The following is a 25,407-nucleotide window of genomic DNA, read 5'->3' as shown; positions in this document are numbered from 1 at the left end:
TAATCTTGATGCTCTAAGATTAGTATTAACTAACAAGAGCGGCATCAAGCAGGGGATTAGTGTCTTGATTTGCAAGTTGCTGGGTCGCGCCCTGACGGTGGCGATCCTCCTCTCCTCTTGCGCCTGCATGCCGTCGTGGGTCACCGACCCGCTGCTGCAGGCGCCCACGATCACGCCGCAATCGGCCACCGGCCTCAATCTGACGAGCCTGCCGCCGCCGCTGCGCAGCATCGACATCGCGGTCTACAACTTCCCGGACCTGACCGGACAGAACAAGCCCAACGACAACTATGCCGAATACTCGCGCGCGGTGACGCAGGGCGGCGGAGCCTTTGTGGTCGACGCCCTGCGCCGGGCGGGCAACGGCTCGTGGTTCCGCGTCGTCGAGCGCGCCGGCCTCGCCGACGTGCTACAGGAGCGCCAGCTCATCCGCGCCACCCGCACGGAGTTCTCCCCCGACAACGTCAAGCCGCTCCCGCCCGTCCGCTTCGCCGGCCTGATCGTCGAGGGCGGCATTCTTGGCTATGATGCCAACACCATCACGGGCGGCCTCGGGGCGCGCTACCTCGGGATCGGTGGCGACGTGAAGTACCGCCGTGACATCGTCACGGTCGGGATGCGGATCGTCTCCGTTCAGACCGGCGAGGTGCTCGGCAGTGTGACGGTGACCAAGACCATCTACTCGGTCGCCCTGGACAGCAGCACCTACCGCTACACCGCGCTCAACAAGCTGCTCGCTGTCGATGCCGGAATAACCCGCAACGAGCCGACGCAGATGGCGGTGCGCGAGGCCATCGAACTCGCCGTGTACTCGACGGTCATGGAGGGCGCGCGCAAGGGGTTGTGGCGCTTCCGGGATCCGAGCCTCGGCCGGCGCCTCGTCGACGAATACCTGCTCCGCGACAAGGGGGACGTCCCGGTCGAAGTCGTGGCCCAGGCGCCGGCCGAAGAGGTGGTCGTCGCGGTGAAAAACTGACCATGCACCCGCGCCTCCACTGCCTGCTGGCCGTCCTGACCGGAGGGCTAAGTGTGATCTCGCCTCTTGGGGGCGTCGCGCAGGACCTGCCGGCTCCGCGCGCCCCGGCCGGGTTCCCCGCACCGGTGGCGAATGTCGTGTCGGACACGGTTGTCAACCTCCGCGACCTTGCGGGACCGGTGGTCGTGGTCGTCAACATTGTCCCGGACCTGAGCCTCACGGTGGGCACAGTCCCCGCGTCGCCGGCGGCGCGCTTGTGGGACACGTGGCAGGTTGGAAGGGCGGTGAGCTACAATCTCCTGATCTCCGATGCCGCCTCGCGCACCGGACTGCCCTACGACTTCCTCTACCGCCTGCTTCGGCAGGAGAGTGGCCTGCGCGCGGACGCGGTCAGCCCCAAGGGCGCGCTGGGTATCGCGCAGTTCATGCCGGCGACCGCGCTGGAGCGCGGCCTGACCGATCCGTTCGACCCGAGCCAAGCTGTCATCAAGGCCGCGGAACTGCTGCGCGATCACACGGTCCGCTTCGGCAATCTCGGCCTGGCGGCGGCGGCCTACAATGCCGGTCCCGGCCGAGTCGAGCGGTGGCTGGCCGGAGCCTCCGGCATGCCGCAGGAGACGCGCGACTACGTCCAGATCATCACCGGCCGGGTGGTGGAGGATTGGGCGCCGGCTGGACGCTGGGCTTCGCTTCGGCGCGAGACAGGCGCCGGAGCCGCCGTGCCGATGCCAGCCGCATCCCCGCTCTTCGCCGCCGCTCCAGCCGCATCGCCGGCCGAGCTCTCAATCGGCCGGCGCAGGGCAAGCCTCAAGGCAAGCTCGTCCAAGACTGGCACCGAGGTCCGGCGACGCGAGGTGGTGGCGCGTTCCGAGGACGAGCTTTGCATGGCGGTCGGCGGCAGCGAGCAACGATGTCTCGTTCGGCGAACCTACTGATCGACGGCGCGTCGGCGCCGCGGCTGGGCCTGCTCCACGCGGACCGGGTCGAAGCCGACTGGTCGCAGAGCGGGGCGGCGAGCCGCCGCGCTGCCGTCGCTGCGCGGGCTCCGCGGATCGGGCTTGGCTTGCTCGAGAAGCTGCGGGCTGACGATGGGATCCGGGGGGCTCCGCATGATCGTCGGGCCGAGACGCTGACCTTCAACGAGATCAAGACAGTCCCGCAACGTCGTCGGATCGCGCACGAACGTGCAGTCGTTGATGTTGACGGACGGCCTTTCGATCGGTCGCGTCAGGAGGCTCGTCTGGCTGTAGGCGGCCGACACGGACGCGAGACCGAGTACGAATGTGAGCGGTAATCGCATGGCGCTGTCCGTTTGGCACGCGGAACGCCGCCGTCCGCACGTGCGGTCGCGCGTGACCTGGTGTTTCCAGCTCCGGACCCGGGAAACGTCCGAGTCTGCAGGGAAGTTCCTCTGGGCGGCGGCGGCCACGTGGCTCCGCTTCGTCCAGCAATGACAATTGGCGAGCGGGAGTGAGCGCGTGGATAAGGTGCAGCGGATTCGTGACTATTGGGCGGAGGCGGTGAGGACCGGTAATCGGAGCGCCACCAAGCCCGCTACCCACCGCGCGGGGCCGATCGGCCTCGCTCTCGCCGTTTCGGCGATGGGGCTCGTGTCTGCGCAGGCCGTGGAGAGCGCCGCGCCGAAAGCGGAGGCGCCCAGAGCGGAAGCTCCGCCGCCCGGCGAGACCAAGCCGACCACCTGCGACGCGGGCTGCGTGCGCAGCAGCGCTGAGCGCGCCTCGCAGGTCTGCGCTTCACGGATCGAGAACGAGGCGCCCTTTGACTTCGAATGGCTCACCCGCCCCTACGGCGGCATCTTCCAGGAGGCCGACCCGCCCGCCGCGGGCGGGATGATCGTGCGCTACAAGGGCGACTCCATCCGGTTCATGAACCCGCAGCGCGAATGGGTGCGCATCACGTACGAATGCTCGTTCAACGCCGCGACCCAGCGCGTTGAAGGAGTTGTGGTTCGCATCGGCCGATTGAACGGCCGGGGCTTGCCGCCCGCGGCCGGCAACGCGGGCCGGGTGGCGGCCAATGGCCCTCAGCAGGGAGCTCCGCCTATCCCGGCGGCGCCCCCCGTCAAGCGCAAGCCCAGACCCGGTGAGCCGAGCAGCATCGAGATCCTGCAAGTCACCCCGTCAGGGAGATGAGGATGAGGCCGCGCTGCTGTGTCTGGACTCTCCTATGCTTGGCGTCCGCCCCGGCGTCGGCGCAGGTTCCGTCCAACGTGAACGACTGCACGCTGCTGCCCGATCCGGTCGCGCTCCGGCGATGCGTCGACAGCTTCGGACCGCAGAACCAGAGGTCCCTCGTGCCCCCGCCGTCCTCGCCTCCGGCCGTAATCGACGAGGCGACCCCTTCGGAACCAGTGCGGCGCGCAGCCCCGATGCTGCGGACGCCGCAATCGTCGGGTGACTGGCTGCACGAAAACGTGCCGGCGACCAAGCCGGACCGATCGGACCCGAACGCAATTCGACTCGACGATTGACGGCTTTGCGGGCGGATCGTCCGGCCCGACGGCTCAGACCAAGCCGCGCGTCGCCGGGATAGGAGGCTGGCAGCCGAGTGACGGCCTGCAGCCGCCCCGGCGCATCGCGCGATCTCGGTGGCCTGTCAGCGCTGACGGACCGTCAGCGTTGAGGCCGTGCCGCTCTGCGCGTACACGACGGCCTGGTACTGGCCGACCTGTGTGATGGTGGCCGTATTGCCAGACCCGCTCTGAAACCCGGTGATAGTGTTGTACGAACCGAACTGATCAAGCCTGGAGAAGTTGTCCCGACCGCTTTGTTCGGATTGGATCTCGTTGTGGTACCCGCGCTGGATGGCAACGAGCGTCGATGAATCGGACTGCGTGTTGGACAGCCGATTGTTCGCACCAGACTGAGTTGTTTCCAGGATAGAGTTCGAGCCGATCTGACGCGATACCGGGTCGTTGTCCCGTCCCGACTGCGGAAGGTCGGACATGCTGCCCTTCCCGTCCGGTACATCGAAAAGGTGATTGACCGCGGCGGCCGCGCCGATCTTCAGGTTCTGGTATTTGTCAGCCGCACCACTGCCAGGCACGCCCACCGTCGAACTGTATAGATCGCCGCGTATCGTCGTGGAATATTCCCGATCGAGCTCGGCTGCGAAGCACGCGTTCCCAATCTGCATGAGACACACGGTCGCTATGGCGGAGCCGCTACTAATACGACGCCTGTAACCTTTCATTTTGCAGAAAATGACCATTGATTACTACGCCGGACCGATGCATGTGACGGTGGATGAATTTTGCTCGACGTGGATTAATAATTGAAAAATGCCTTTCCATTGTTTGCTCGCGTTTCCGATGCGCTTGATGACAACAGCGGCTGGATACGCTGGCGGCAACCGAATCCAGCGTTGCCTTCGGAACGTCGTCACCGGACAGGACGCGCATCAGCGCGTCCGGAGCCGCCTACCAGGCGTGAGTTTCCCGTCGCCACCAACACATGTGCTTAGGGTATGAAGCGGACCAAGCTGTTGCAGGGATCGCCGTTCTGTGACTCCGGACGGCCGCTCTGCGGCTTGGAGGTAACGATGGCAGATCTGTTCTGGCTCTCGGATAAGCGGTGGGTGGTGCCTGCATCGTTCTGAAGACCTGAGCATTCGGTCCCTGTTGAGCGCCAAATCCTGATCCGGTCTGTGGTGTTTGCAGAACCCTCCTCGCGCAGTGATCGTAAAAACGCGCAGCCGAACTCACGAGACTGGTTTTGCGCTGCAGGCGTTCATCCGCCACAGGTTTTTCAATCCAGGCTGGGCGCCGTCACCTCGGCGATGATGCCCTCGAGAGCCCGCATCTGTGGCGCCTGCTTCGTGAGGTAGCGCCCTTTATGCGCGGACGTGTCGAGATATCCCCACCAGTCCCAGCAGCCGTTCGGGTTCGGCTCGATCCATCCGGCGTCGGCCACGCCGTCGAGAGCTGGCAAACGGCAGACGGCTCCGGGCACCGCCTCGCTCGGCGCGATGGCCGGATAGACAATGATGGTTCTGTAGCGCTCCGCCCATTCGTTGTAGCCGGCCTGCTGCGCGAACTGCCGGGCGTCCTGCTTGCAGCCATGGAGCGCAATGTGCACGCGGCAGGAGCTGCCCACCGTACGGCATGAGGGCGGCACGTAGATGTACCCTCTCGAGGCCATATCGAGGTTACTGCGTCGGGCGCTCTTGTCCGGCCACCAGAACCAGAATGCATTGAGGTAGTCATTCGCGAGGGTCGGATGACTGGATTTTACCTGTTCGATGAGGTGCTGCTGATCGAATGCCCACACCTCGGATGCTGGGACTTGCGGCCCGCGCCGGTTCGGATCGTATGGTGCCTGCGCATCGAACAACGCGTGGAACATCTTACCCGGGTTGTCCTCCGCGCCGCATCGCCGGATGAAGCTTGCCTCCATACCGTCGTAGGCGCATGCATCCGTGCCCCCGGGTGAGATGATGCCGTGCCCGGCCCGGTCGCTCCCGTCGGCGGCGTTGCCGCGGTCGAGTTCCGGTTCCGAACCGATAAAGGCCTTAAGAAAGACTGCGTCCGCTCTCCCCGACGCCGCTGTGACGGTTTCGTCGGCAGGGCTCTGGAACACCCACGACCGGCGCAGGGATTGCGGCTTTCCGGAGGGAAGATTGTCGATCGCGCCGCTGGCGGCCAAGCGATGGGCCGTGTCGATCGTCGGAGTGAGCGCGTCGCGGCCACACATGCAGGCGTTGACCGCGCGTGACAGACTTCCACCGGCGCAGGCCCATTGCGGCCCCGCGACAGCCCCCACAGCCGTGACGGTGCCGGAATGGGCCACCGCGTATTGGACCGCCATCGCGGCGCCGGACGAGAGGCCGGAGATGCTGATTTGCTGCGGGTCCCCACCTCGCCGCAGGCCACGGCCGTCGTCGGCCATTGTGACTGTTGCCAACGAACACAGGACGGCAGTGAGGTCGACGAGATAACGGCTGCGGCGTGCGAAAAACCCCATGTCCTCGCTCCGATTGTCCGCCAGCTTCGTGTCGAGCTGTTCTACGCCTCGGTGACCGCGCAGCGCGAGGTTAGCTCATGCTCAACCTCTCGGCACCCCGCCTCCTGACCGTCCTGATCTCTGTCGTGCTGATCGGGCTCGCTGTCGCCAGCCTGTGCACGCGCCTCCCAACGATCGGACCGAAGGTCGTGAAAGTCAGAACCGGATCTTCCCTCGACGTTTGCGCAATATTTGAGTCGGGATTAGCCTCAGCAAGCTTGCGATGGCAGGTTGATGATCTCCAAAATGTCCCGGGGCAAAGGTCAGGAACTTTCAGTGCGATGTCCTGCCACCGTTTTATCTGAAATCTTGTCGATCATCGCCTCGCGCATCAGGTATTTCTGCACTTTGCCTGTGACCGTCATCGGGAACGCGTCCACAAACTCGATGTAGCGCGGGATTTTCTGGTGGGCGATCTGGCCTGCGCAGAAATCCCTCAGATCCTCGGCCGTCGCGCAGGCGCCGGGCCGAAGTCGGATCCAAGCGCAAACCTCCTCGCCATATCGGGGATCCGGCACGCCGAAAACCTGAACATCCTGGACCGCAGGATGACGATAGAGGAACTCCTCGACTTCGCGTGGATAGATGTTCTCGCCGCCGCGGATCACCATGTCCTTGATCCGACCGACAATGCGGCAGAACCCGTCCCCATCCAGGATGGCGAGGTCGCCCGTGTGCAGCCAGCCTGCCTCATCCCGCACGGCGGCGGTTTGCTCGGCCTCCGCCCAATAGCCGCGCATGACGCTGTAGCCCCGGGTGCAGAGTTCGCCCGTCACGCCGCGCGGGACGACGCGCCCGGACACGTTGACGATCTTCACCTCCAGATGCGGGTGCACGCGTCCGACCGTCGACACGCGACGCTCAAAGGGATCGTCGACAGCACTCTGAAAACTGACCGGGCTCGTCTCCGTCATTCCGTAGCAGATCGTCATCTCGGAGAGGTTCATCCGCTCGATGGCACGCTGCATCAGCGGCACCGGGCATGGCGCACCGGCCATGATGCCGGTTCGCAGGCTCGATAGGTCGAACGTGTCGAAATCCGGGTGATCGAGTTCCGCAAGGAACATGGTCGGCACCCCGTAAATGGCCGTGCAGCGCGCTTCGGCGACGGAGCGCAGCGTCGCGAGCGGGTCGAAGCCCTCGCCCGGGTAAACCATGGCCGCACCGGATGTGAGAGCCGCGAGGTTGCCCATGACCAAGCCGAAGCAGTGATAGAGCGGCACCGGGATGCAGATACGGTCGTCAGGGCCAAGGCACATCGTCCGCCCAACGAAGTAGCCGTTATTGAGGATGTTGTGGTGCGACAGCACCACGCCCTTCGGCGTGCCGGTGGTGCCGCTCGTGAACTGGATGTTCGCGGGATCGTCGCATTGCAGGCTCTCGCCCAGGGCGGCGATCGCTCCGTGCCCGGTGCCCCCGAGATCCGCCACGTCTCCGAGGGCGAGCGTGCCAGGTGTCGGCTCACGTCCGATCCGGATCACGAGCCGAAGCGCGGGCAGGCGTGCGGCGTGGAGAGCGCCCGGAGCCGCGGAGGCGAGCTCCGGAGCCAGGGCATTCACCATGCTCAGGAATTCGCTGCTCTTGAACCGCGTCGCGGTGACCAGCGCCGCGCATCCGACCTTGTTCAGGGCGAACTCAAGCTCCGTCAGCCGATAGGCCGGATTGACCGTGACGAGGATCAGCCCCGCCTTGGCGGCAGCGAACTGGGTGAGCACCCAGGCGCTATTGTTGAGCGACCAGATCCCGATGCGATCGCCCACCTTCAGCCCGAGGGCGAGAAAGCCGGCGGCCAGACGCGTAGCGTGGTCGTCGAGCTCGGCCCAACTCAGCCGCTGGCCGTCCGCGATCAGGGCAACGCGATCGGGCCACAACGCGGCGGCGCGCGTGAGCATCTGCCCGATCGTACAGCCGATCAGGGGCGTCGTGTCGGCTCCGTGCACGTAACTGAGCACACCGTCTGCAGTCATGGCCGTCGTCCCCAGCACCTCGCGCGCGCGCCGTTTCCGGTGCGTCGGCGCACGATTCTGCTTAAGGATGGTAGCCCCTTCGACGAGACTTGGGCTTATAATTCCGAACCACCCGTGGGAGGCAGCCGATGATCCGGGACGCCGCACGCGACTTCGATTTCGGTCTCGGCGAAGTCGCCGACGCGGTTCGTGAGAGCGCGCGCACCTTCGCCCAAAGAAGAATCGCGCCGCGCGCGGACGAGATCGACCGCAGCAATGCCTTCCCGCGCGACCTCTGGCCCGAGATGGGCGCCCTGGGCCTGCACGGGATAACGGTGGAGGAGGCGTTCGGCGGGCTCGGACTCGGATATCTGGAGCATTGCGTCGCCATGGAGGAGGTGTCGCGAGCCTCCGGCTCCGTCGGTCTGTCCTACGGCGCGCACGCGAACCTCTGCATCAACCAGATTCGACGCAACGGCACGGAGGCGCAGAAGCGCCGCTATCTCCCGGCCCTGATCGCGGGAACGCGAGTTGGGGCGCTTGCCATGTCCGAAACGGAAGCGGGATCGGACGTGGTGAGCATGCGCCTGCGCGCCGAGAAGCGCGGCGACCGCTTCTGCCTCAACGGCTCCAAGATGTGGATCACGAACGGGCCTGTTGCGGAAACATTCGTGGTCTACGCCAAGACTGATCCGAAGGCCGGCGCGCATGGCATCACGGCTTTCCTGGTGGAGCGAGACTTCCCCGGCTTCTCGACGGGGCCGAAGCTCGACAAGCTCGGCATGCGCGGCTCCGACACCTCGGCGCTGATCTTCGAGGATTGCGAAGTGCCGGAGGAAAACGTGCTCGGGCCGGTCGGCGGCGGCGTCGGCGTGCTGATGTCGGGCCTCGACTACGAGCGCGTCGTGCTCGCGGCCGGTCCGCTCGGAATCCTGCGGGCCTGCCTCGACGTGGTGACGCCCTATGTCCGTCAGAGGCGCCAGTTCGACCAGCCGATCGGCTCGTTCCAGCTGGTCCAGGGCAAGCTCGCCGACATCTACGTGCAGGCCAACGCGGCGCGCGCCTATGTGTACGCCGTGTCCCGGGCCTGCGATCGGGGCGAGACCACGCGCGAGGATGCAGCAGGGGCGATCCTGTTCGCGGCCGAACGGGCGACCCAGTGCGCCCTCGATGCCATCCAGCTCCTCGGCGGCAACGGCTACACCAATGATTACGCGGCCGGCCGATTGCTGCGTGACGCCAAGCTCTACGAAATCGGGGCGGGCACCAGCGAGATTCGCCGCATGCTGATTGGGCGCGAGCTGTTCGCCCGATCCCCAGGCTGAGGTGACGCGTGGCGATCCTGAGCACCAGCGCCGACCTGACCTCCGAGGCTGCCGCCGAGAACCGGGCCGCCTGGGACGATCTGCGCAGCACCCTCAGGGAGCGCCGCGCGATAGTCGCCGCGGGTGGCTCCGAGAAAGCCCGCACCCGGCATCTCGCGCGCGGCAAACTGCTGCCGCGCGATCGCGTGGTGCAGCTGCTGGATCCGGGCTCCCCCTTCCTCGAGATCGGGACGTTGGCCGCCTATGGACTCTATGACGGCGCGATCCACGGGGCCGGCCTCATCGCGGGCATCGGCCGGGTCTTCGGCCGCGAGGTCATGATCGTCTGCAACGACGCCACGATCAAGGGTGGCACCTACTATCCCCTGACAGTCAAAAAGCATCTGCGCGCCCAGGAGATCGCGGGAGAGAACCGTCTACCCTGCCTCTATCTAGTCGATTCGGGCGGCGCCAACCTGCCGCAGCAGGCAGAGGTCTTTCCCGACCGTGATCATTTCGGCCGCATCTTCTACAACCAAGCCCGGCTCTCGGCGGCCGGTATTCCGCAGATCAGCTGCGTCATGGGCTCGTGTACGGCCGGGGGCGCCTACGTGCCGGCCATGTCGGACGAGAGCGTGATTGTGCGCGGCCAGGGCACGATTTTCCTCGGAGGCCCGCCCCTGGTGCGGGCGGCGACCGGCGAGATCGTGACGGCCGAGGAACTCGGCGGCGCGGAGGTCCATACCCGGCTGTCCGGAGTCGCCGACCACGAGGCTGCCGACGACGCGCACGCGCTCGCAATCCTGCGCCGCATCGTCGGCACCCTGAACACCCGCAAGCAGCCGGACTTGGATATCCGGCCGCCCGTCGAACCCAGCCTCGATCCGGGCGACCTCGACGCGATCGTGCCGGTCGATCTGCGCAAACAATACGATGCCCGGGAACTGATCGCCCGGATCGTCGACGGGTCGGAATTTGATGAGTTCAAGCGGCTCTACGGCACGACCCTCGTCACCGGCTTCGCGCGGCTCTGGGGCATGCCGGTGGGAATACTGGCCAATAACGGCATCCTCTACTCTGAGAGCGCGCTGAAGGGCGCGCATTTCATCGAGCTGTGCTGCCAGCGGCGCATTCCTCTGCTGTTCCTGCAGAACATCGTCGGCTTCATGGTTGGGCGCGACGCCGAGGCCGGCGGGATCGCGCGCAACGGCGCCAAGCTCGTCACGGCTGTCGCCACCGCCGCCGTCCCCAAGCTGACGCTTCTCGTCGGCGGGTCCTACGGCGCCGGCAATTACGGCATGTGCGGGCGCGCCTACGCGCCCCGGTTTCTGTTCGCGTGGCCGAACGCGCGCATCTCCGTCATGGGCGCCGAGCAGGCGGCGAGCGTGCTCGCCAGCGTCCGGCGCGACAACATCGAGGCTGCGGGCGAAACCTGGACCGCCCGCGACGAGGAGGCGTTCAAACAGCCGATCCGCGCCGCGTTCGAGGCGGAAGGCTCGCCCTACTACGCCACGGCCCGGCTCTGGGATGACGGCATCATCCTGCCCGAGGAGACCCGGCGGGTGCTCGGGCTGGCTCTATCGGCCTGCCTCAACGCACCGGTCGACGAGACGCGCTTCGGCCTGTTCCGGATGTGAGGCGTCCACCGATGACCCGGCCCCTCACCTCCGTCCTCGTCGCCAATCGCGGCGAGATCGCGTGCCGGATCCTGCGCACGGCGCGGCGCCTCGGGATGCGGACGGTCGCGGTCTACTCGGAGGCCGACCGCGCGTCCCTGCACGTAACCCTGGCCGACGAAGCCTACCCGATCGGGCCGGCGCCGGCCCTGGATTCCTACCTGCGGATCGATCGGATCGTGGAGGCCGCTTCGCGGGCCGGGGCCGATTGCCTCCATCCAGGATATGGCTTCCTGTCCGAGCATCCGGACCTCGCGGAGGCCTGTGCGGAGGCCGGCATCGTCTTCGTCGGGCCGCCCGCCGCGGCGATCCGGGCCATGGGCCTGAAACATCGCGCCAAGGAACTTGTTGCGGCAGCCGGCGTGCCCATCGTCCCAGGCTATCAGGGCGAGGACCAAGACAGCGATCACCTGCGCGCCGAGGCCGACACGATCGGCTATCCCTTGCTCATCAAGGCGGTCGCCGGCGGGGGCGGGAAGGGGATCCGGCGCGTCGATGCGCCGACAGCCTTCGCCGAGGCCCTCGAGAGTGCGCGACGCGAGGCCACAAGCGCCTTCGGCAATGCGCAGGTCCTGCTCGAGCGGTACGTGCCGAACCCGCGCCATATCGAGGTTCAGGTCTTCTGCGACGCGCAGGGCGGCGCGGTCCACCTGTTCGAGCGCGACTGTTCCCTGCAGCGCCGCCATCAGAAGGTCATCGAGGAGGCGCCCGCACCGGGCATGACGGCGGCGGTGCGCGCGGCGATGGGGCAGGCCGCCCTCGATGCCGCCCGGGCGGTCGAGTATGTCGGCGCCGGAACGGTCGAATTCATCGTCGCTGGGGACCAGGCCCTCACGCCCGAGAGCTTCTGGTTCATGGAGATGAACACCCGTCTCCAAGTGGAGCATCCGGTCACCGAGGCGATTACCGGCCTCGACCTCGTCGCGTGGCAGTTCAAGGTCGCGGCCGGCGAGCCGCTTCCCGCAAGCCAGGACGATCTGCGGATCGAGGGGCACGCGATCGAGGCGAGGCTCTACGCCGAGGATCCGGCGGCGGGCTTTCTGCCCTCGACCGGCCAGCTCCACGTGCTGCGCCTGCCCGAGGCCGTGCGCGTCGATACGGGCCTGCGTGCCGGCGACGTCGTCGGCCCTCACTACGACCCGCTGATCGCCAAGCTGATCGCCCACGGCCCAACACGCGCCGAGGCCATCGCACGCCTGCATCAGGCGCTCGAGGCGACGCGCGTTGCCGGGCCGCGGACGAACCTCGCCTTCCTGCGGCGCCTGACCGCGTCCGAGGCCGTCCAGGCCGGCCGGTACGACACCTCCTTGATCGAGCGCCAGCGGGACAGGCTCGCGGAGTTCCCGTCGGACATCGACCCGGCCTGCATCGGCCTTGGGGTGCTGGCGCTGCTGGGCTTCGAGCCGCAGTCCATGGAGGGCAGGGCAGCCTCACCCTGGGATTGCGCCGACGGCTTTCAGCTCGGCGCGCCGCGCCGACAGCCCTGGCCGCTCCGGATCGACGGTCGGCGCGACGAGGTCATCCTGGTCTGGCCGGATCCCGGCGCGCGCGGCCTGCCGGAGGTCCGCTACCGGGGGAAAGCCTGTCCGACCCACGCGGCTGAAGACCGGATGATCGAGGTCGTGCCCACCGGGTGCGGGATTCTCGTCCTGCACGGAGGGCGCCAGATCAGCCTTCAGGCGCCCGATCCGGCGGAGGTCGCCTCGGCGCAGACGGCGCAGGCGGGTGACGTCACCGCACCGATGCACGGCCGGATTGTTGCCGTCCATGTGGCGCCCGGTGACCGTGTCGCGCGCGGCCAGCGCCTCGGTACCATCGAGGCGATGAAGATGGAGCACACGCTCACCGCACCGGCAGACGGTACGGTCCGCGCGGTGATGGCCGAGCCCGGCCTGCAGGTGGCGGAGGGCGCCAGCCTGTTCACCCTGACGCAGGCGGAATCCGAATGACTCCCTCCTCCCACGCGCCCCATCCGCGGGGCGGCCTCTATTACGAGGATTTCGAGGTCGGCGCGGTCCTGTCCCATCGGCTCACCCGCACGGTGACGCAGACGGACAACATCCTGTTCTCGAGCATGACACTCAACCCGCAGCCCCTCCACATCGACGCGCATTTCTGCGCGACCGAGACGGAGTGGGGTCGGCCGCTGATGAACTCGCTGTTCACGCTCGGGCTGATGATCGGCATCGCGGTCAACGACCTGACGCTGGGCACCACGATCGGCAACCTCGGCATGACCGAGGTGCGCTTCCCGGCCCCGCTCTTCGAGGGTGACACCATCCGCGTGACCACCGAGGTGGCGGCCAAACGCGTCTCGCGCTCCCGCGCCGATGCGGGGATCGTCGATCTCATCCACCGGGCCTACCGGCAGGACGAAGTTCTGGTTGCCGAGTGCCGCAGGCAGGCCTTCATGCGCCGTCGGCCCGCAACGAGCGGAGCGTGACGCCGATGCGCGCGCTGCTGTTCGTTCCGGGCGACGCGCCGCGGAAGCTCGAGACGGCGCTGAACGCCGGCGCCGACGCCCTCATCGTCGACCTGGAGGACTCGGTCGCCGCGAGCGGTAAGGCGGCGGCGCGCCGGCAGGCCGCCGCGTTCCTGGAGGAGGTCGGGAGCACCGCCGGGGGGCCGCTGGTTTTCGTGCGCGTGAACGCGCTCGGGACGGGCTGGGCGGAGGATGACCTCGCGGCTGTGATGCCGGCGCGACCTTACGGCATCGTGCTGCCCAAAGCCGTCATGAGCGCTGACATCCGCGCGCTCGATGCACATCTCCACCGGCTCGAGGCCGCCAGCGGCATCGCTGCCGGCGCGACGCGGATCCTGCCCATTGCCACCGAGACGGCCCGCGCCGTCCTCGCGCTGACAGCCCTGTCCGAGGGGCATCCGCGTCTCTGCGGGCTCACCTGGGGGGCGGAGGACCTCTCCGCCGATCTGGGGGCCGAGACCAACCGCGACGGGACCGGAGCCTGGACCGGTCCGTATCGCCTGGCGCGCGACCTCACCCTGCTCGCGGCGGCCGCCGCCGAGACAGACGCGATCGACACGGTTCATCTCGCCTATCGGGACCTCGCGGCGCTCGAACGGGAATGCCGCGAGGCGCGCCGGGACGGTTTCGTCGGGAAGTTGGCGATCCACCCGGCTCAAGTCCCGATCATCAACGCGACCTTCTCGCCCTCTGAGGCGGACCTGGCCGAAGCGCGGGCCGTGGTCGCGGCCTTCGCGGGTTCTCCGGGGACGGGGGTGATCGGGCAGGCTGGGGCCATGCTCGACCGTCCCCACCTGCGCCGCGCCGAGCGGCTGCTGGAGCGCTTCGACCGGGGCGCCCCTCGGGGCCAGGCGTGAGGCCGGGACCGCGTCCAAGCCAGATGGCCTCAGGGCAAACATCCGGCACGAGGCGGTGCCGAGCTACGCATCCACGAAGATCAGAGCCGGCGTTTCCAAGAGCGTCTTGATCCGCTGGACGAACACAGCCGCATCCCAGCCGTCGATGACGCGATGGTCGAAGCTCGACGACAGATTCATCATCTTGCGCGGGATGAACGCCGCCCCGTTCCAGACCGGCCGCATCGCGATCCTGTTGACGCCGATGATGGCGACCTCCGGATGGTTGATGATCGGGGTCGAGGCGATGCCGCCCAGGGCACCGAGCGAGGTGACGGTGATCGTCGAGCCGCCCAATTCCTGCCGCGTGGCGGAGCCCGTTCGGGCCGCCTCCGAGAGGCGGTTCAGTTCGGCGGCGCAGTCCCACAGGTCCCGCGCCTCCACGTGCCGGACGACGGGAACGACGAGACCCGCGGGGGTCTGGGTCGCGACACCGATATGCACGCTGCCGTGCTGGTGGAGGATGCCGGCTTCATCGTCGTAGAGCGCGTTCAGATGCGGCTGGTCGGCGATGGCTCTCACCAGAGCCCCCATCAGAAACGGGAGCAGCGTCAGCTTCGGTCGCTCCGCGCGCCTGTTCGCGTTGAGCGTCGACCTGAGATCCTCGAGCGCCGTGACGTCGACCTCCTCGACATAGGTGATGTGGGGAATGCGCGAGGCCGCGAGGGTCATCTTCTCCGCGATCTTGCGGCGGACACCCGTGACTTTGATCTGTTCGACCGTTGTGTTCGGACTGGGGCTTGGCGTTCCCGTCCCGCGCGCGTCACCGGTCAGATAGGCGTCGAGATCTTCGTGCGTCACGCGGCCTGAAGGCCCCGAGCCGGGCACACGACCCAGATCGATTCCGGCCTTGCGTGCGCGATGCCTGACCGCCGGCGACGCGCTCGCCTTCTCGCCCTCCCTGTGCGCGGCGGCAGGATCATGGCCGGGCGCAGGGGAGGGCGGATCCGCGTTCGGGGTGGGGAGGCCGTCGGGGACTTGGTCTGCATCGCCCGCATCCTCGACCGCCAAGCGGATCAGCGGCGCGCCGACAGCGACGATGTCGCCGGCCTCGCCCCCGAGCCATACGACGCGCCCCGTCACCGGGGAGGGAATCTCCGCGGTCGCCTTGTCGGTGGTGACGGCGGCCAGCACGGCGTCCTCATGGACGAACTGGCCCACTGTCACGAACCACTCGGCCAGTTCGGCTTCGGCAATCCCTTCGCCGACATCGGGCATGGTGATCAGGTGCTCGCCCATGTCAGGCCTCCACCGTCTCGACCAGCGCACGCGCCACGCGTCCTGGACCGGGGAAGTAGTCCCATTCCTGCGCGTGCGGATAGGGCGTGTCCCATCCGGCAACCCGGGCGACCGGCGCCTCAAGATGGTAGAAGCAGGTTTCCTGGATGAGGGCTGCCAATTCTGCGCCGAACCCCGACGTCAGCGTCGCCTCGTGGATGACCACGCAGCGACCGGTCTTGGCGACGGAGGCCACCATCGTGTCGAGATCGTATGGAACCAGGGTCCGCAGATCGATGATCTCGGCGTCGATGCCCGTCTCCGCGGCGGCCGCCTGCGCGACATGCACCATCGTCCCGTAGGCCAGCACCGTGACGTCTGTTCCCGCCCGAACGATGGACGCCTTTCCGAGCGGGAGAGCGAAGTGGCCGGCCGGAACGTCGCTGGCTGCGTGCTTCGACCACGGCGTGACGGGGCGCTCGTGATGTCCGTCGAAGGGACCGTTGTAGAGCCGCTTCGGCTCGAGGAAGATCACGGGATCCGGATCCTCGATCGCCGCGATGAGCAGCCCCTTGGCATCGTAGGGGTTTGAGGGGACGACGGTCTTGAGCCCCGAGACGTGGGTGAAGAGCGCCTCCGGGCTCTGGCTGTGGGTCTGTCCGCCGAAGATGCCGCCGCCCGTCGGCATGCGGATCACCAAGGGGCAGGTGAACTCGCCGTTCGAGCGATACCGCAGCCGCGCGGCCTCCGACACGATCTGGTCGTAGGCCGGGTACACGTAATCGGCGAATTGGATCTCGACGCAGGGCCGCAGGCCGTAGGCGGCCATGCCGACGGCCGTTCCCACGATCCCGGATTCGCTGACGGGCGCGTCGAAGCAGCGCGACGTTCCGTATTTCTGCTGAAGCCCGTAAGTGCAGCGGAAGACGCCGCCGAAATAGCCGACATCCTCGCCGAAGACGACGACGCTCTCGTCACGCGCCATCATCACGTCCATCGCGTCGCGGATGGCTTCGACCATCGACATGCGCGGCATGGCCTACACTCCGGCCTGCTGGCGTTGACGGAGCAGGTGCGGCGGCATCTCGGCGTAGACGCCCTCGAACATCTCCCGCGCCGACGGCCTCGAGCCGGAATGGAGCGTCCCGAAACTCTCCGCCTCCTTCTGCGCAGCGATCACCGACTCGAGGATCTCGGCCTCCGCCTGCTTGTGCCGCTCCTCGGACCACGCGCCGCGCCGGATCAGGTGGTTCTTCAACCGAATGACCGGATCGCCGAGGGGCCAGGCGTCGGATTCGGTCTTCGGACGGTAGGCAGAGGGGTCATCGGACGTCGAGTGAGCTCCGACGCGGTAGGTCACATACTCGATGAGCGTCGGCCCGAGATTGCTCCGGGCCCGCGCGATGGCCCATTTGGCGACCGCGTAGACGGCCAGGTAATCGTTGCCGTCGACCCGGAGCGCCGGGATGCCGAACCCCAGGCCGCGCGCCGCGAAGGTTCCGGCCCCGCCCCGGGCAATGCCCTGGAAGGTCGAGATCGCCCATTGGTTGTTGACGATGTTGAGCACAACGGGGGCCTTATAGGTCGACGCGAAGACAAGTGCGGCGTGAAAGTCCGACTCGGCTGTCGAGCCGTCCCCAATCCAGGCCGCCGCGATCTTCGTGTCCCGCCTGATCGCGGAGGCCATCGCCCACCCGACCGCCTGCACATATTGCGTGGCAAGGTTTCCCGATACCGTGAAGAACCCGTGCTCTTTTGACGAATACAGAACCGGCAACTGGCGGCCCTTCAGCGGATCACTCGCATTCGAGTAGATCTGACACGCCATGGTCACTAGCGGATAACCGCTCGCAATCAGGAGTCCGGCCTGCCGGTACGTCGGGAAGTTCATGTCTCCCGGCGCGAGGGCCTTCTGAAAGGCGCAGCTCACGGCCTCCTCGCCGAGGTGCTGCATGTAGAAGGACGTCTTGCCCTGCCTCTGGCTGAGCAGCATCCGCGCATCGAAGGTGCGCAGGGTCATCATATCCCGCAGGCCGTCCCGGAGCTCATCGTCGCTGAGCAGGCCGGCCCACGGGCCCACCGCCTCACCCTCGCGATTCAGGACGCGGATGATCGAGAAGGCCAGATCCCGGATCGCTTCCGAACCGGTATCGACGTCGGGACGCGGCACCGCCCCGGCCTTGGGGATCTTGACGCTGGAGAAATCCGGGACCCCGCCCGGCCGGACCGCTGGCTCTGGAACGTGGAGCGCTAAAGGCGTGACTTCGGCCATTGCTTGCTCGCTCTCGCGAAACACGACGTGCAGGCCGCTCTATTCTTGCACGAAGCCAGGGTAGATCACATCCACGAAATTCCGGTGTCCCTCGGAAGATGGCTGCCCGGTTTCTCTCTTAGAACACGCCCCCGGGCGGCTTGCGACTTGGGCATGAGGTAGCCCACACGCTTCTCCCGCAGCGGCTGGCGTTGGCTTACACGAAGCCCTCGACGGCATGTCGGCAGGCCGCCTCGGCGGAAACGGCCAACGCGCTGTTGCGTCGAACACGCTCCCAATCAAAAGGCTTTCAACCGCAGCCTGCAGTTAATCCCGCTCCTCGCGACGAATTTTCTTATTTCATAGCATGCGATTAAATTGCGCTCGACACCGGAGCGTAGAGGAATTTGATCTTGCCCCAGAAATTGCAGACTCGGACTGCTCTTGAACAGTATTCCTGCCTGTGCAAAAAAGCGGTGTCCGCAAGAGGCGATGCGGGAGAGCCCAGGCTGGCGTGAGCCGGTTATGGCGTCGAGGAGCGACCGCCCCCGGAAGCTCTGAGGCACAATCTCGTATCGCTGGACGATCTGGAGTGCGACGCATTCTGCGTCACTGACGAGCCGCAACCGCCAACGTAACGGTGGCATCGGCTTGCTGGCACCCGCGACAGAGGGGGGCGATCGAAATGCTTGGACGGGCATTTCCTCGCCCGTTTGTCGAGGGATCGCGGTATGTTTCCAGACGACGACGAATTCGAATTCAGCGCTCCTGACCGCGGCTGGAACTACGAGCCGTCGCGTGCCGAGCTGTTCCGAGATTTCACGTCGCCGGTCTACACGACCGACGCCGATGGTTGGCTGACCTACTACAACGATTCGGCCGCTGAGCTATGGGGCTACCGGCCTGAACTCGGCAAGACGCGCTGGTGCGGGTGCTGGCGTATCTACACGCCTGACGGGGCGCTCCTGCCGCTCGACCAGTGCCCGATGGCCGTAGCCATCAAGTCAGGGCAGCCCATCCGCGGTGTGCAGGCCGTGTTGGAGCGACCGGATGGTACACGCATCCCGTTCATGCCCTACCCGACACCGCTGCGAGATTCGTCGGGCAATCTGGTGGCCGCGTCCAACGTCCTTCTCAAGATCACGAACCTGAACGCGTCCGACCCGACCGATCTTCCAGCCGAGGAATGGGCTGCACCGGTGCTGGAGATGCGGACAGCAGGTCCCCATCTCGAAGATCTGACAGGCTCACTCCAGGCCACCTTGGCTGCCCTGGCTGATGTCGAGTTCAACTACCAGCTCGACTGCGAGCGCCTGGAGGGCTGGTCCGGTTCTGCGGACGAGAAGGATCGGGTTCTGAACCAGCTTGGGCAGAAGCGGCAGCACCAGCGCGAGGCTCTGAACAAGCGGTTTCAGCAACTCCAGCAGGACGCCGTACACGCCATGATGCGAGGGGCGCTCGACCCGAAGCGAGCGACAACACGCGTCCCGTCAGGCTGCGACACGGTCCATTGACCGCCCTTGCGCCCTGTCGGGCTTCATCAGGCAAGCCCGCTGAGTTTACGCGTGCAACGCGCGAGCCGCCTCGCTGGCCGCGCACGGACCGTGCGTGAGCAGCGCCGCCGGAACGGAGAGGTCAGGCTCAGCGGCGTCCGGAAGGAGATGGCCGCGCGAAATCGGCGGCACAATCATCGCCGGCTCGGCATGCGCTTCCATGAACGCGACGATCTTCGGCACGATCTCGGTTCGGAACCGTGATCCGTTGAAGATGCCGTAGTGACCTGCCCCCATCTGGAGATGGTAGGCTTTCTTCTCGGCTGAGAGGTTGAGCGTCAGGTCGAGTGCCGCTCGGGTCTGGCCGATGCCGGTGATGTCGTCCTTCTCGCCCTCGATCGCCATCAGCGCGCAGCGCTGGATCGCGGCGGGATCGACAGGCTTGCCCCGATGGCGCATCTCGCCCCTCGGCAGAAGGTGCTCGATGAACACGGTCTCGACCGTCTGGAGGTAGTACTCCGCTGTGAGGTCCATCACAGCGAGGTACTCGTCGTAGAACTCACGGTGTTTGTCCGCCGAGTCGCCGTCGCCCTGCACCAAGTGGTTGAACATGTCCCAGTGCGCCGTCTGGTGGCGGTCAAGGTTCATGCTGATGAAGCCGGCCAGCTGGAGAAAGCCGGGGTAGACGTCACGGCCGTGGCCCTGGTGGGTCCATGGGACCGGGTGGATGCAGTGCCGCTTGAACCAGCCAATCGGCTTCTCCTGCGGCAACTTGTTGACCGCGGTGGGTGAGCGGCGGGTATCGATCGGGCCGCCGACCAGCACGGCTGAGCGCGGCACCAGTGGGTGATCCTCGGCTTCCATGCGAGCGATAGCCGCGAGAACCGGGACTGAGGGCTGGCACACGGCCATGACGTGCAGGTCCGGCCCGAGCGCCTCGAAGATCGCCGTGCAGTAGTCGATGTAGTCGTCGAGGTCGAAGCGTCCGGCGGAGAGCGGTACCTTCTTGGCGTCAGCCCAGTCGGTGATGAACACCTGATGCGTGTCGAGGAAGGCCGCCACCGTCCCGCGGAGCAGGGTCGCGTAGTGCCCGGAGAGCGGGGCGACCAGCAGCAATTTCGGCTTCGCCGAAGGCATACCGAAGGCGATCACGCGACAGAACGGGCGCTCCCACACCACCCGTTCACATGTGGGGAGGTTGAAAGCCGGCTTGGGATAGGTGCGCGTTGCCCGCTCGAACAGCTCGCAGGAAGCTGCGACGGCCCGGCCGTTCGGGGTGTAAGCGAGGGGGCTGAACGGGTTCTCGCAAGCGGTCCGGGCCATCTCCGCCGCCATCCGCATAGGCGAGAGCATCTGGTCGTAGGCATCACGCATCAGGTACAGCATACGAGCAGTTCCTCCGGCAGCCGCACGGCCGCTCATCTCCGAGTTGCCCAACGCTCAGGCACTATGATGCGTTGCATGCACCCCGCGCGGGCGAATCGCCCGCGAAATTGGCACAAAATTGCCAGCACGGAATTGTTCTGACCATGGCTGTCTGGGGTTCGTGTCGGCAATTGAGGGGCTGTGGTGCCGGCGAGCAACAGAGTCCTGTTCAAACCCTTCGGCGCCGCCCCGCGGTGGCAGTCGATCAGCCGCGACTTCCACGTCCGCGTTGAACCGGGGTTCCTCCATAAGGTTCTCGTTGAGTGCGGCTCTCGAATTGTTTCCGCCGCTCTACAAGAAATGACCGGAGGACACGCTCGTGAACATCGCCCCGAACCTTGAGGTACCGAACGCGTTGCGCGAGCTGGCTGAGAAGGGCATCGACCAAGCGCGCCAGGCATTTGAGGGCTTCATCGAAGAAGCGCGCCGGACGGTTGCATCAACCCAGGGCGGGACGCACACGGCGGGTGCGAGCACGCAAGACATGGCGTCTTACAGCCTCCAGGCTGCTGAGCAGAATGTTCAAGCGACCCTCGACTTTGCGCAGAAGCTAACTCGGGCCAGGAGCCTACAAGAGGCCATGCAGCTACAGGCCGACTTCGCTCGCAGCCAACTTGCGGCCGTGCAGGCGCAGGCGACCGAGTTCGGCGGCACGGCTCAGAGTGCGACGAAGCAAGGCGCGGAACACGCGATGAACGCTGCACGGAGCGGTGCCGATCAGTCCCGCATGTCCATGGAGGACGGTGACGAGGTCGGCCGTTAGCCGACAAGGTCGCCCCGGGGGGCTCTGAAGCCCGTCAAGGGGCCGGCTCGTGCGACGTCGTCACGGACGAAACCTGCGACTCGTCTGGCCAAGCGCACGACGCGATGACCACCCTCCACCGAAGCCGCTACAGCCGCCTGCAGATCGAGAACATCAAAACACAGACCCGGCTCCGCCAGTGAGCCTGGCGGGTTCGGAGTCCGGGAATGCGAGGCGTTGCCCGTGTCCATGCTGAGCAGATCCATCTGCCCGCTTGGCTTGCCGACAGCGGCTTCCCTGCCTGCGCCGGGCGCCTGATCGCGGACACTCAAAACCCCGAGAGAAATCCATGCCGCACGTCGTGCTCCTCGGCGATTCCGTCTTCGACAACGCAGCTTATGTGAGCGGAGGCCCGGATGTGGTCTCGCAACTTCGAACGATCCTGCCCGTCGATTGGCAGGCGAGCCTCCTCGCTGTCGACGGTAACGTCATCGCAGACGTACCGCGCCAGCTCGCAGGTCGTCCTCGGGACGCGAGCCATCTCGTGGTCAGCGTCGGCGGTAACGATGCGCTGCGTGCCGCCGCGGTGCTGGAACAGCCAGTTCAATCCGTGGCGCATGCCCTGGCTGTCCTGGCGGACGTGCGGGATCGCTTCCTCGCCGCGTACGGCACCATGCTGGACGCGGTGCAGGCGACGGGTCAGCCGGCGGCATTCTGCACGATCTACGATCCGCGCTATCCCGACCCGCAGCGGCGGCGTCTGACTGCAGCAGCCCTCGCCCTGCTCAACGACGTCATCACGCGCCAGGTCTTTGCCCGCGGCCTGCCGCTGATCGACCTGCGCGTGCTGTGCGGCGAGGACGCTGATTTTGCCAATCCGATCGAGCCCTCCGTCCAGGGCGGGTGGAAGATCGCGAAAGCCGTCGCGGCTTTCGTGCGGTCGTGCCCCGAGCATTCGGGCAGCCCGGTCTTCGCGCGCTGAGGACAGAGCGCCCGCTGCACCGTCGGTCGCCGAATCCGCGCCATGCCCTGCGCCAGATACGGGTCGTCCTGTCACTCTCCAACGGTGACGCGGCGCTTCCCTCCTTCCAAGCACCTGCGCGTGCGCTCGGAACTCACCGAGCGGTTTGGCGGCGTGATGGCTTTTACCCGCCGCCCGGCCGAAGGCCTCAGGAGGAAAACGGCAGGACGGTTCGCGACCTCTACGCTCCGTGGCGGGATGGCTACCGGCGCAGCCTTGACCGGGTTCTAACAGGAGCCCGTCGTTACCCGCGCACAGGACATCGCGCTGCTCTGATCGGCCGGGTCAGTAAGAGCGAAGCCTGCCGGCCGTGCCAAGCACAGGAGCGGTCGAGCGGGCGGTCGGCGTTGTTCCTGCTATCCATGAGAATGGAAACTCAGGTTCGCGTGCGAGCGGCGTGGGCAGCAGCACGTACGACGAGGATGGGTCGGGAGCGGCACGTCTGCTTATCTGGCCGTCTGTCTCCGAAGCAGTCATTCCGCTTTCGACCCACTCCGGGCGCCGGCGCTGGGCTTCATCTAATCCGAAACCGGACATAACTTCGTCCCCAAGCTCAAGCTGCTACTAACGTCACTTGAATATCGCAACATGATTTGATTAGCGATCTGTAGAGTACGCGAGCGTTTTCTGCGCCTCAAGCTCAGCAAGTCTTTGAGTCAACCCGTCATGTATCGCATTGTAAGCGTCGCTCCCGGTAACAAGCCGCCACGGCGGAGGTGTTTGCCCGACAGTGTCCACGATAGCGCGGGCGGTCTTAAATCCATCACCAGGTGCCACATAAGATCTGTCGCCGACAAATGCGCGGATCTGCCCGACAGCTCCGCCAGAATATGACTGGAGAGATTTTGATATTGTTAGATTTTTTCCGAAATTCGTATTTGTACTACCAGGTTCGACAATCGTTGCCGATATCGCAAAAGCACCGATTTCCTCTCTAATTGACTCAATAAAACCTTCGATCCCCCACTTAGTTGCATGATATACGCTTGCTGCCGGAAATGAGACTTGGCCGCCCATTGAAGAGATTTGAATTATCCGACCGCCACCTTGTGTGCGCAAGTGGGGGATTGCAGCGCGTATGACTTGGATAGAGCCAACAAGATTGGTGGCAATTTGCTGATCAATCTCATCGTCGGAGAATTCTTCAGCTGCGCCGATTAGACCATAGCCAGCGTTATTTACCACAACATCGATCTTGCCTGCTTCGCGAAAGGCTTGGTTAACGACCTCGCGAACAGCTAAGGTATGAGTGACGTCGAGTTGAGTGAGCCAAAGCCGATCTCTGTGCTTAGACTTAAGCTCGTCAAAATCTGCAGATTTACGGACTGTGCCAGCAACGCGGTCGCCCCGTTCAAGCAGAAGCTCTGCGATATGTCGCCCCAGGCCGCTGCTAACACCTGTTATAAACCACGATCTCTGCACCAAAACCCACCTCCGGCATGTATGAGAAGCGTTTAGAACATCGCCGATTGATATGCTTCTTGCATATCATGCGTCTCGAATTTAGACGAGCCTGGCATTTCGTAAGTCATATGTAACTTTTGTTACAACGTTATTGCAGAAATTGATTATAGATTTCATTTGTAATAAATCTTAATGAGCGTACCCATATACAGTGCAGGTCTACTACTGACCAAGCAAACTATGACGCGGCTTTCCTAGCCTCTGCGGCGGGTCGTGAGCGGGCGCGTGGACGCCGTCCGCTTTCAGACATTTGCCGTCCGAAAGCGGACCGGCAGAAAACCACCCATCTAAGGCGCTCAAGCGGGCCCGCGTGATGACTGAGACCAGCACAAGCGCCGATTTCTTGAAGCACAATCGAACCAGACGCTTACGAAAATCTACGCTCGCGGCCACGCGACATTCCATTGAACGTCGTTGAACGTGCCCGTCCAATTCGCAGCGTAGGATGACGGCGCGGTGCCCGCCAACCGTCTTTTGCCCTTCCGCGGGCTTGCCCAGACTCTGGACGCGTTGGCGAGCGAGCCGGCGTAAGACGGCGCCCCGCCCGTCGATCCGTCGCGAGGTGCCGGCGCCCACGTGGCGCTCGGCTCGCCGTTGACCATACGGGGCGTTCCCCGTCGCATGGTCGATGGGCCATCTTTTCGCGCTCACGCAGCGTTGCCGCCGTCACGACGCTCATCCAATGATGAAAAGATCTATCCAGGCTTTGATGTGCCGCTCTCCCCGTTCGAGGCTGATTGCTCGTGAGGCTTGCTCCGTGTGGAGAGCGCAAGTGTCTCGAGAGCATTCCCAAGGGCCGCGAACTCCGCGGTGTTGTCGAAGATACACCACGCGCGACGTCCTTGGATTGTCTTCTGGTGCAGGCGCTCGGCGATCCGGGTGAGAACAGGCGGCTCATAGACCGAACGGTACATCCTTGGGGAGCCATGGAGCCGGTAATAGGCGAGATCCAGCCAACCGCCGGGCCTGCCCGCCTCCGGGACGGGCGCGGGATCGGCAGCGACCCGGGCGATCGCATGGTCGCAAAGGACTTTATCGACGTCCTGGGTAAACCAAGTCGCGTGGCGCGGTTCACAGACGATGTCGCCCGCGAAGCACCGCCTGAAGGTCGCCAGAAATCGCGCGGCGGACGCGCAGTCGAACGCCAGGCTCGGCGGAAGCTGAAGCAGCAGCGGCCCGAGCTTGGGCCCGAGGCCCGCCACCTCAACCAAGAAGCGGGCGAGGACCTCGTCCACATCGGTCAGGCGCCGCTCATGCGTGACGGCCCGCGGCACCTTCACGGCGAACCGGAACCCGGCCGGCACCGCAGCAGCCCATTTTTCGTAGGTTGCAACGCGATGCGGCCGGTAGAAGGACGTGTTGATCTCGACGGCGGAGAGGCGCTGCGCGTATCGCTCCAGATGGCTGCCGTCTTCCGGGAAGTGCGGCGCGTAGGTTTTCGGCAGGCTCCAGCCCGCGGTGCCGATCATGATAGACTCTGGTGTGCGCATCG

Annotated in this window: 21 protein-coding genes; 11 read left to right on the top strand and 10 right to left on the bottom strand. The window is 65.7% G+C overall.

The features are described 5' to 3' along the window. Positions 1-127 precede the first annotated feature (127 nt). Together AC3WSN_RS22105 and AC3WSN_RS22100 are read left to right on the top strand one after the other, a co-directional pair. Entirely contained in the window at positions 128-976 is an 849-nt protein-coding gene (locus tag AC3WSN_RS22105) for a CsgG/HfaB family protein (protein ID WP_492543208.1), read from the top strand. Positions 977-1,029: 53 nt separating this feature from the next. Further along, positions 1,030-1,911 (top strand): lytic transglycosylase domain-containing protein, encoded by an 882-nt coding sequence (locus tag AC3WSN_RS22100; RefSeq protein WP_492540869.1) that lies wholly within the window; start codon positions 1,030-1,032, stop codon positions 1,909-1,911. Here AC3WSN_RS22100 and AC3WSN_RS22095 read toward each other — a convergent pair. Then, positions 1,905-2,276, bottom strand: a complete 372-nt coding sequence (locus AC3WSN_RS22095) for a hypothetical protein (RefSeq protein ID WP_192711121.1) — start codon at positions 2,274-2,276, stop codon at positions 1,905-1,907. The genes AC3WSN_RS22100 and AC3WSN_RS22095 overlap by 7 nt on opposite strands. 178 nt (positions 2,277-2,454) lie before the next feature. Between AC3WSN_RS22095 and AC3WSN_RS22090 the strand changes: the two genes are divergently transcribed. Then, positions 2,455-3,129 (top strand): hypothetical protein, encoded by a 675-nt coding sequence (locus tag AC3WSN_RS22090; protein WP_492540867.1) that lies wholly within the window; start codon positions 2,455-2,457, stop codon positions 3,127-3,129. Between the two features lie 463 nt (positions 3,130-3,592). On the opposite strand, the gene AC3WSN_RS22085 is transcribed toward AC3WSN_RS22090, so the two are convergent. The 3 genes from AC3WSN_RS22085 to AC3WSN_RS22075 form a co-directional block, all read right to left on the bottom strand. Next, positions 3,593-4,132, bottom strand: coding sequence for a hypothetical protein (locus tag AC3WSN_RS22085; protein ID WP_492540865.1), 540 nt, complete (start codon positions 4,130-4,132; stop codon positions 3,593-3,595). A 611-nt stretch (positions 4,133-4,743) separates the two neighbouring features. Then, entirely contained in the window at positions 4,744-5,958 is a 1,215-nt protein-coding gene (locus tag AC3WSN_RS22080; protein ID WP_492540863.1) for an extracellular catalytic domain type 2 short-chain-length polyhydroxyalkanoate depolymerase, read from the bottom strand. 302 nt (positions 5,959-6,260) lie between these two features. Next, positions 6,261-7,964 (bottom strand): AMP-binding protein, encoded by a 1,704-nt coding sequence (locus AC3WSN_RS22075; protein WP_492540861.1) that lies wholly within the window; start codon positions 7,962-7,964, stop codon positions 6,261-6,263. Between the two features lie 128 nt (positions 7,965-8,092). Between AC3WSN_RS22075 and AC3WSN_RS22070 the strand changes: the two genes are divergently transcribed. Genes AC3WSN_RS22070 through AC3WSN_RS22050 form a run of 5 tightly spaced genes read left to right on the top strand, consistent with a single transcriptional unit; the run spans position 8,093 to position 14,262 of the window. Further along, positions 8,093-9,268 carry an isovaleryl-CoA dehydrogenase gene (locus tag AC3WSN_RS22070; RefSeq protein WP_492540859.1) on the top strand — a complete coding sequence of 392 codons (1,176 nt, stop codon included), beginning with the start codon at positions 8,093-8,095 and terminating at the stop codon, positions 9,266-9,268. Between the two features lie 14 nt (positions 9,269-9,282). After that, on the top strand, positions 9,283-10,884 hold the full coding sequence (locus AC3WSN_RS22065; RefSeq protein ID WP_492543206.1) for a carboxyl transferase domain-containing protein: 1,602 nt from the start codon (positions 9,283-9,285) through the stop codon (positions 10,882-10,884). An 11-nt stretch (positions 10,885-10,895) separates the two neighbouring features. Continuing rightward, positions 10,896-12,872, top strand: coding sequence for an acetyl/propionyl/methylcrotonyl-CoA carboxylase subunit alpha (locus tag AC3WSN_RS22060; protein WP_492540857.1), 1,977 nt, complete (start codon positions 10,896-10,898; stop codon positions 12,870-12,872). After that, complete coding sequence (locus AC3WSN_RS22055) at positions 12,869-13,366, top strand: MaoC family dehydratase (protein ID WP_192711084.1); 498 nt, start codon at positions 12,869-12,871, stop codon at positions 13,364-13,366. Before AC3WSN_RS22060 ends, AC3WSN_RS22055 begins: the two co-directional genes overlap by 4 nt. Before the next feature lie 5 nt (positions 13,367-13,371). After that, entirely contained in the window at positions 13,372-14,262 is an 891-nt protein-coding gene (locus AC3WSN_RS22050) for an HpcH/HpaI aldolase/citrate lyase family protein (protein WP_492543204.1), read from the top strand. A gap of 63 nt (positions 14,263-14,325) precedes the next feature. Here the strand turns inward: AC3WSN_RS22050 and AC3WSN_RS22045 are convergent, their stop codons facing one another. From AC3WSN_RS22045 to AC3WSN_RS22035, 3 genes are read right to left on the bottom strand one after another with little or no spacing between them, the layout of a single operon-like run. After that, positions 14,326-15,540, bottom strand: a complete 1,215-nt coding sequence (locus AC3WSN_RS22045; RefSeq protein WP_492540855.1) for a dihydrolipoamide acetyltransferase family protein — start codon at positions 15,538-15,540, stop codon at positions 14,326-14,328. 1 nt (position 15,541) lies between these two features. Continuing rightward, a complete protein-coding gene (locus tag AC3WSN_RS22040) occupies positions 15,542-16,555 on the bottom strand; it encodes an alpha-ketoacid dehydrogenase subunit beta (RefSeq protein WP_492540853.1) in 1,014 nt (337 codons plus the stop codon). A 3-nt stretch (positions 16,556-16,558) separates the two neighbouring features. Then, positions 16,559-17,791 (bottom strand): 3-methyl-2-oxobutanoate dehydrogenase (2-methylpropanoyl-transferring) subunit alpha, encoded by a 1,233-nt coding sequence (locus AC3WSN_RS22035; RefSeq protein WP_192711081.1) that lies wholly within the window; start codon positions 17,789-17,791, stop codon positions 16,559-16,561. A gap of 710 nt (positions 17,792-18,501) precedes the next feature. Between AC3WSN_RS22035 and AC3WSN_RS22030 the strand changes: the two genes are divergently transcribed. Then, positions 18,502-19,284: a histidine kinase gene (locus AC3WSN_RS22030; protein WP_492540851.1), complete on the top strand. Its 783-nt coding sequence runs from the start codon at positions 18,502-18,504 to the stop codon at positions 19,282-19,284. Between the two features lie 45 nt (positions 19,285-19,329). Here AC3WSN_RS22030 and AC3WSN_RS22025 read toward each other — a convergent pair whose 3' ends face one another. After that, positions 19,330-20,649 (bottom strand): polyhydroxyalkanoate depolymerase, encoded by a 1,320-nt coding sequence (locus tag AC3WSN_RS22025; protein WP_192711079.1) that lies wholly within the window; start codon positions 20,647-20,649, stop codon positions 19,330-19,332. Between the two features lie 358 nt (positions 20,650-21,007). Here AC3WSN_RS22025 and AC3WSN_RS22020 point away from each other — a divergent pair, with 358 nt between their 5' ends. Both AC3WSN_RS22020 and AC3WSN_RS22015 read left to right on the top strand, forming a co-directional pair. Next, positions 21,008-21,451 (top strand): phasin, encoded by a 444-nt coding sequence (locus tag AC3WSN_RS22020; protein ID WP_492540849.1) that lies wholly within the window; start codon positions 21,008-21,010, stop codon positions 21,449-21,451. 328 nt (positions 21,452-21,779) lie between these two features. Beyond that, positions 21,780-22,412 carry a GDSL-type esterase/lipase family protein gene (locus AC3WSN_RS22015; RefSeq protein ID WP_492540847.1) on the top strand — a complete coding sequence of 211 codons (633 nt, stop codon included), beginning with the start codon at positions 21,780-21,782 and terminating at the stop codon, positions 22,410-22,412. Between the two features lie 636 nt (positions 22,413-23,048). Here AC3WSN_RS22015 and AC3WSN_RS22010 read toward each other — a convergent pair. Both AC3WSN_RS22010 and AC3WSN_RS22005 read right to left on the bottom strand, forming a co-directional pair. After that, complete coding sequence (locus AC3WSN_RS22010; protein ID WP_492540845.1) at positions 23,049-23,873, bottom strand: SDR family oxidoreductase; 825 nt, start codon at positions 23,871-23,873, stop codon at positions 23,049-23,051. Between the two features lie 737 nt (positions 23,874-24,610). Continuing rightward, positions 24,611-25,405: a DUF72 domain-containing protein gene (locus AC3WSN_RS22005; protein ID WP_492543202.1), complete on the bottom strand. Its 795-nt coding sequence runs from the start codon at positions 25,403-25,405 to the stop codon at positions 24,611-24,613. Positions 25,406-25,407 lie beyond the last annotated feature (2 nt).

The organism is Methylobacterium sp. FW102-HT35C08 (assembly GCF_058790235.1).
The sequence above is the reverse complement of the archived record's forward strand: the minus strand, read 5'-3'. Positions and strand labels throughout refer to the sequence as shown.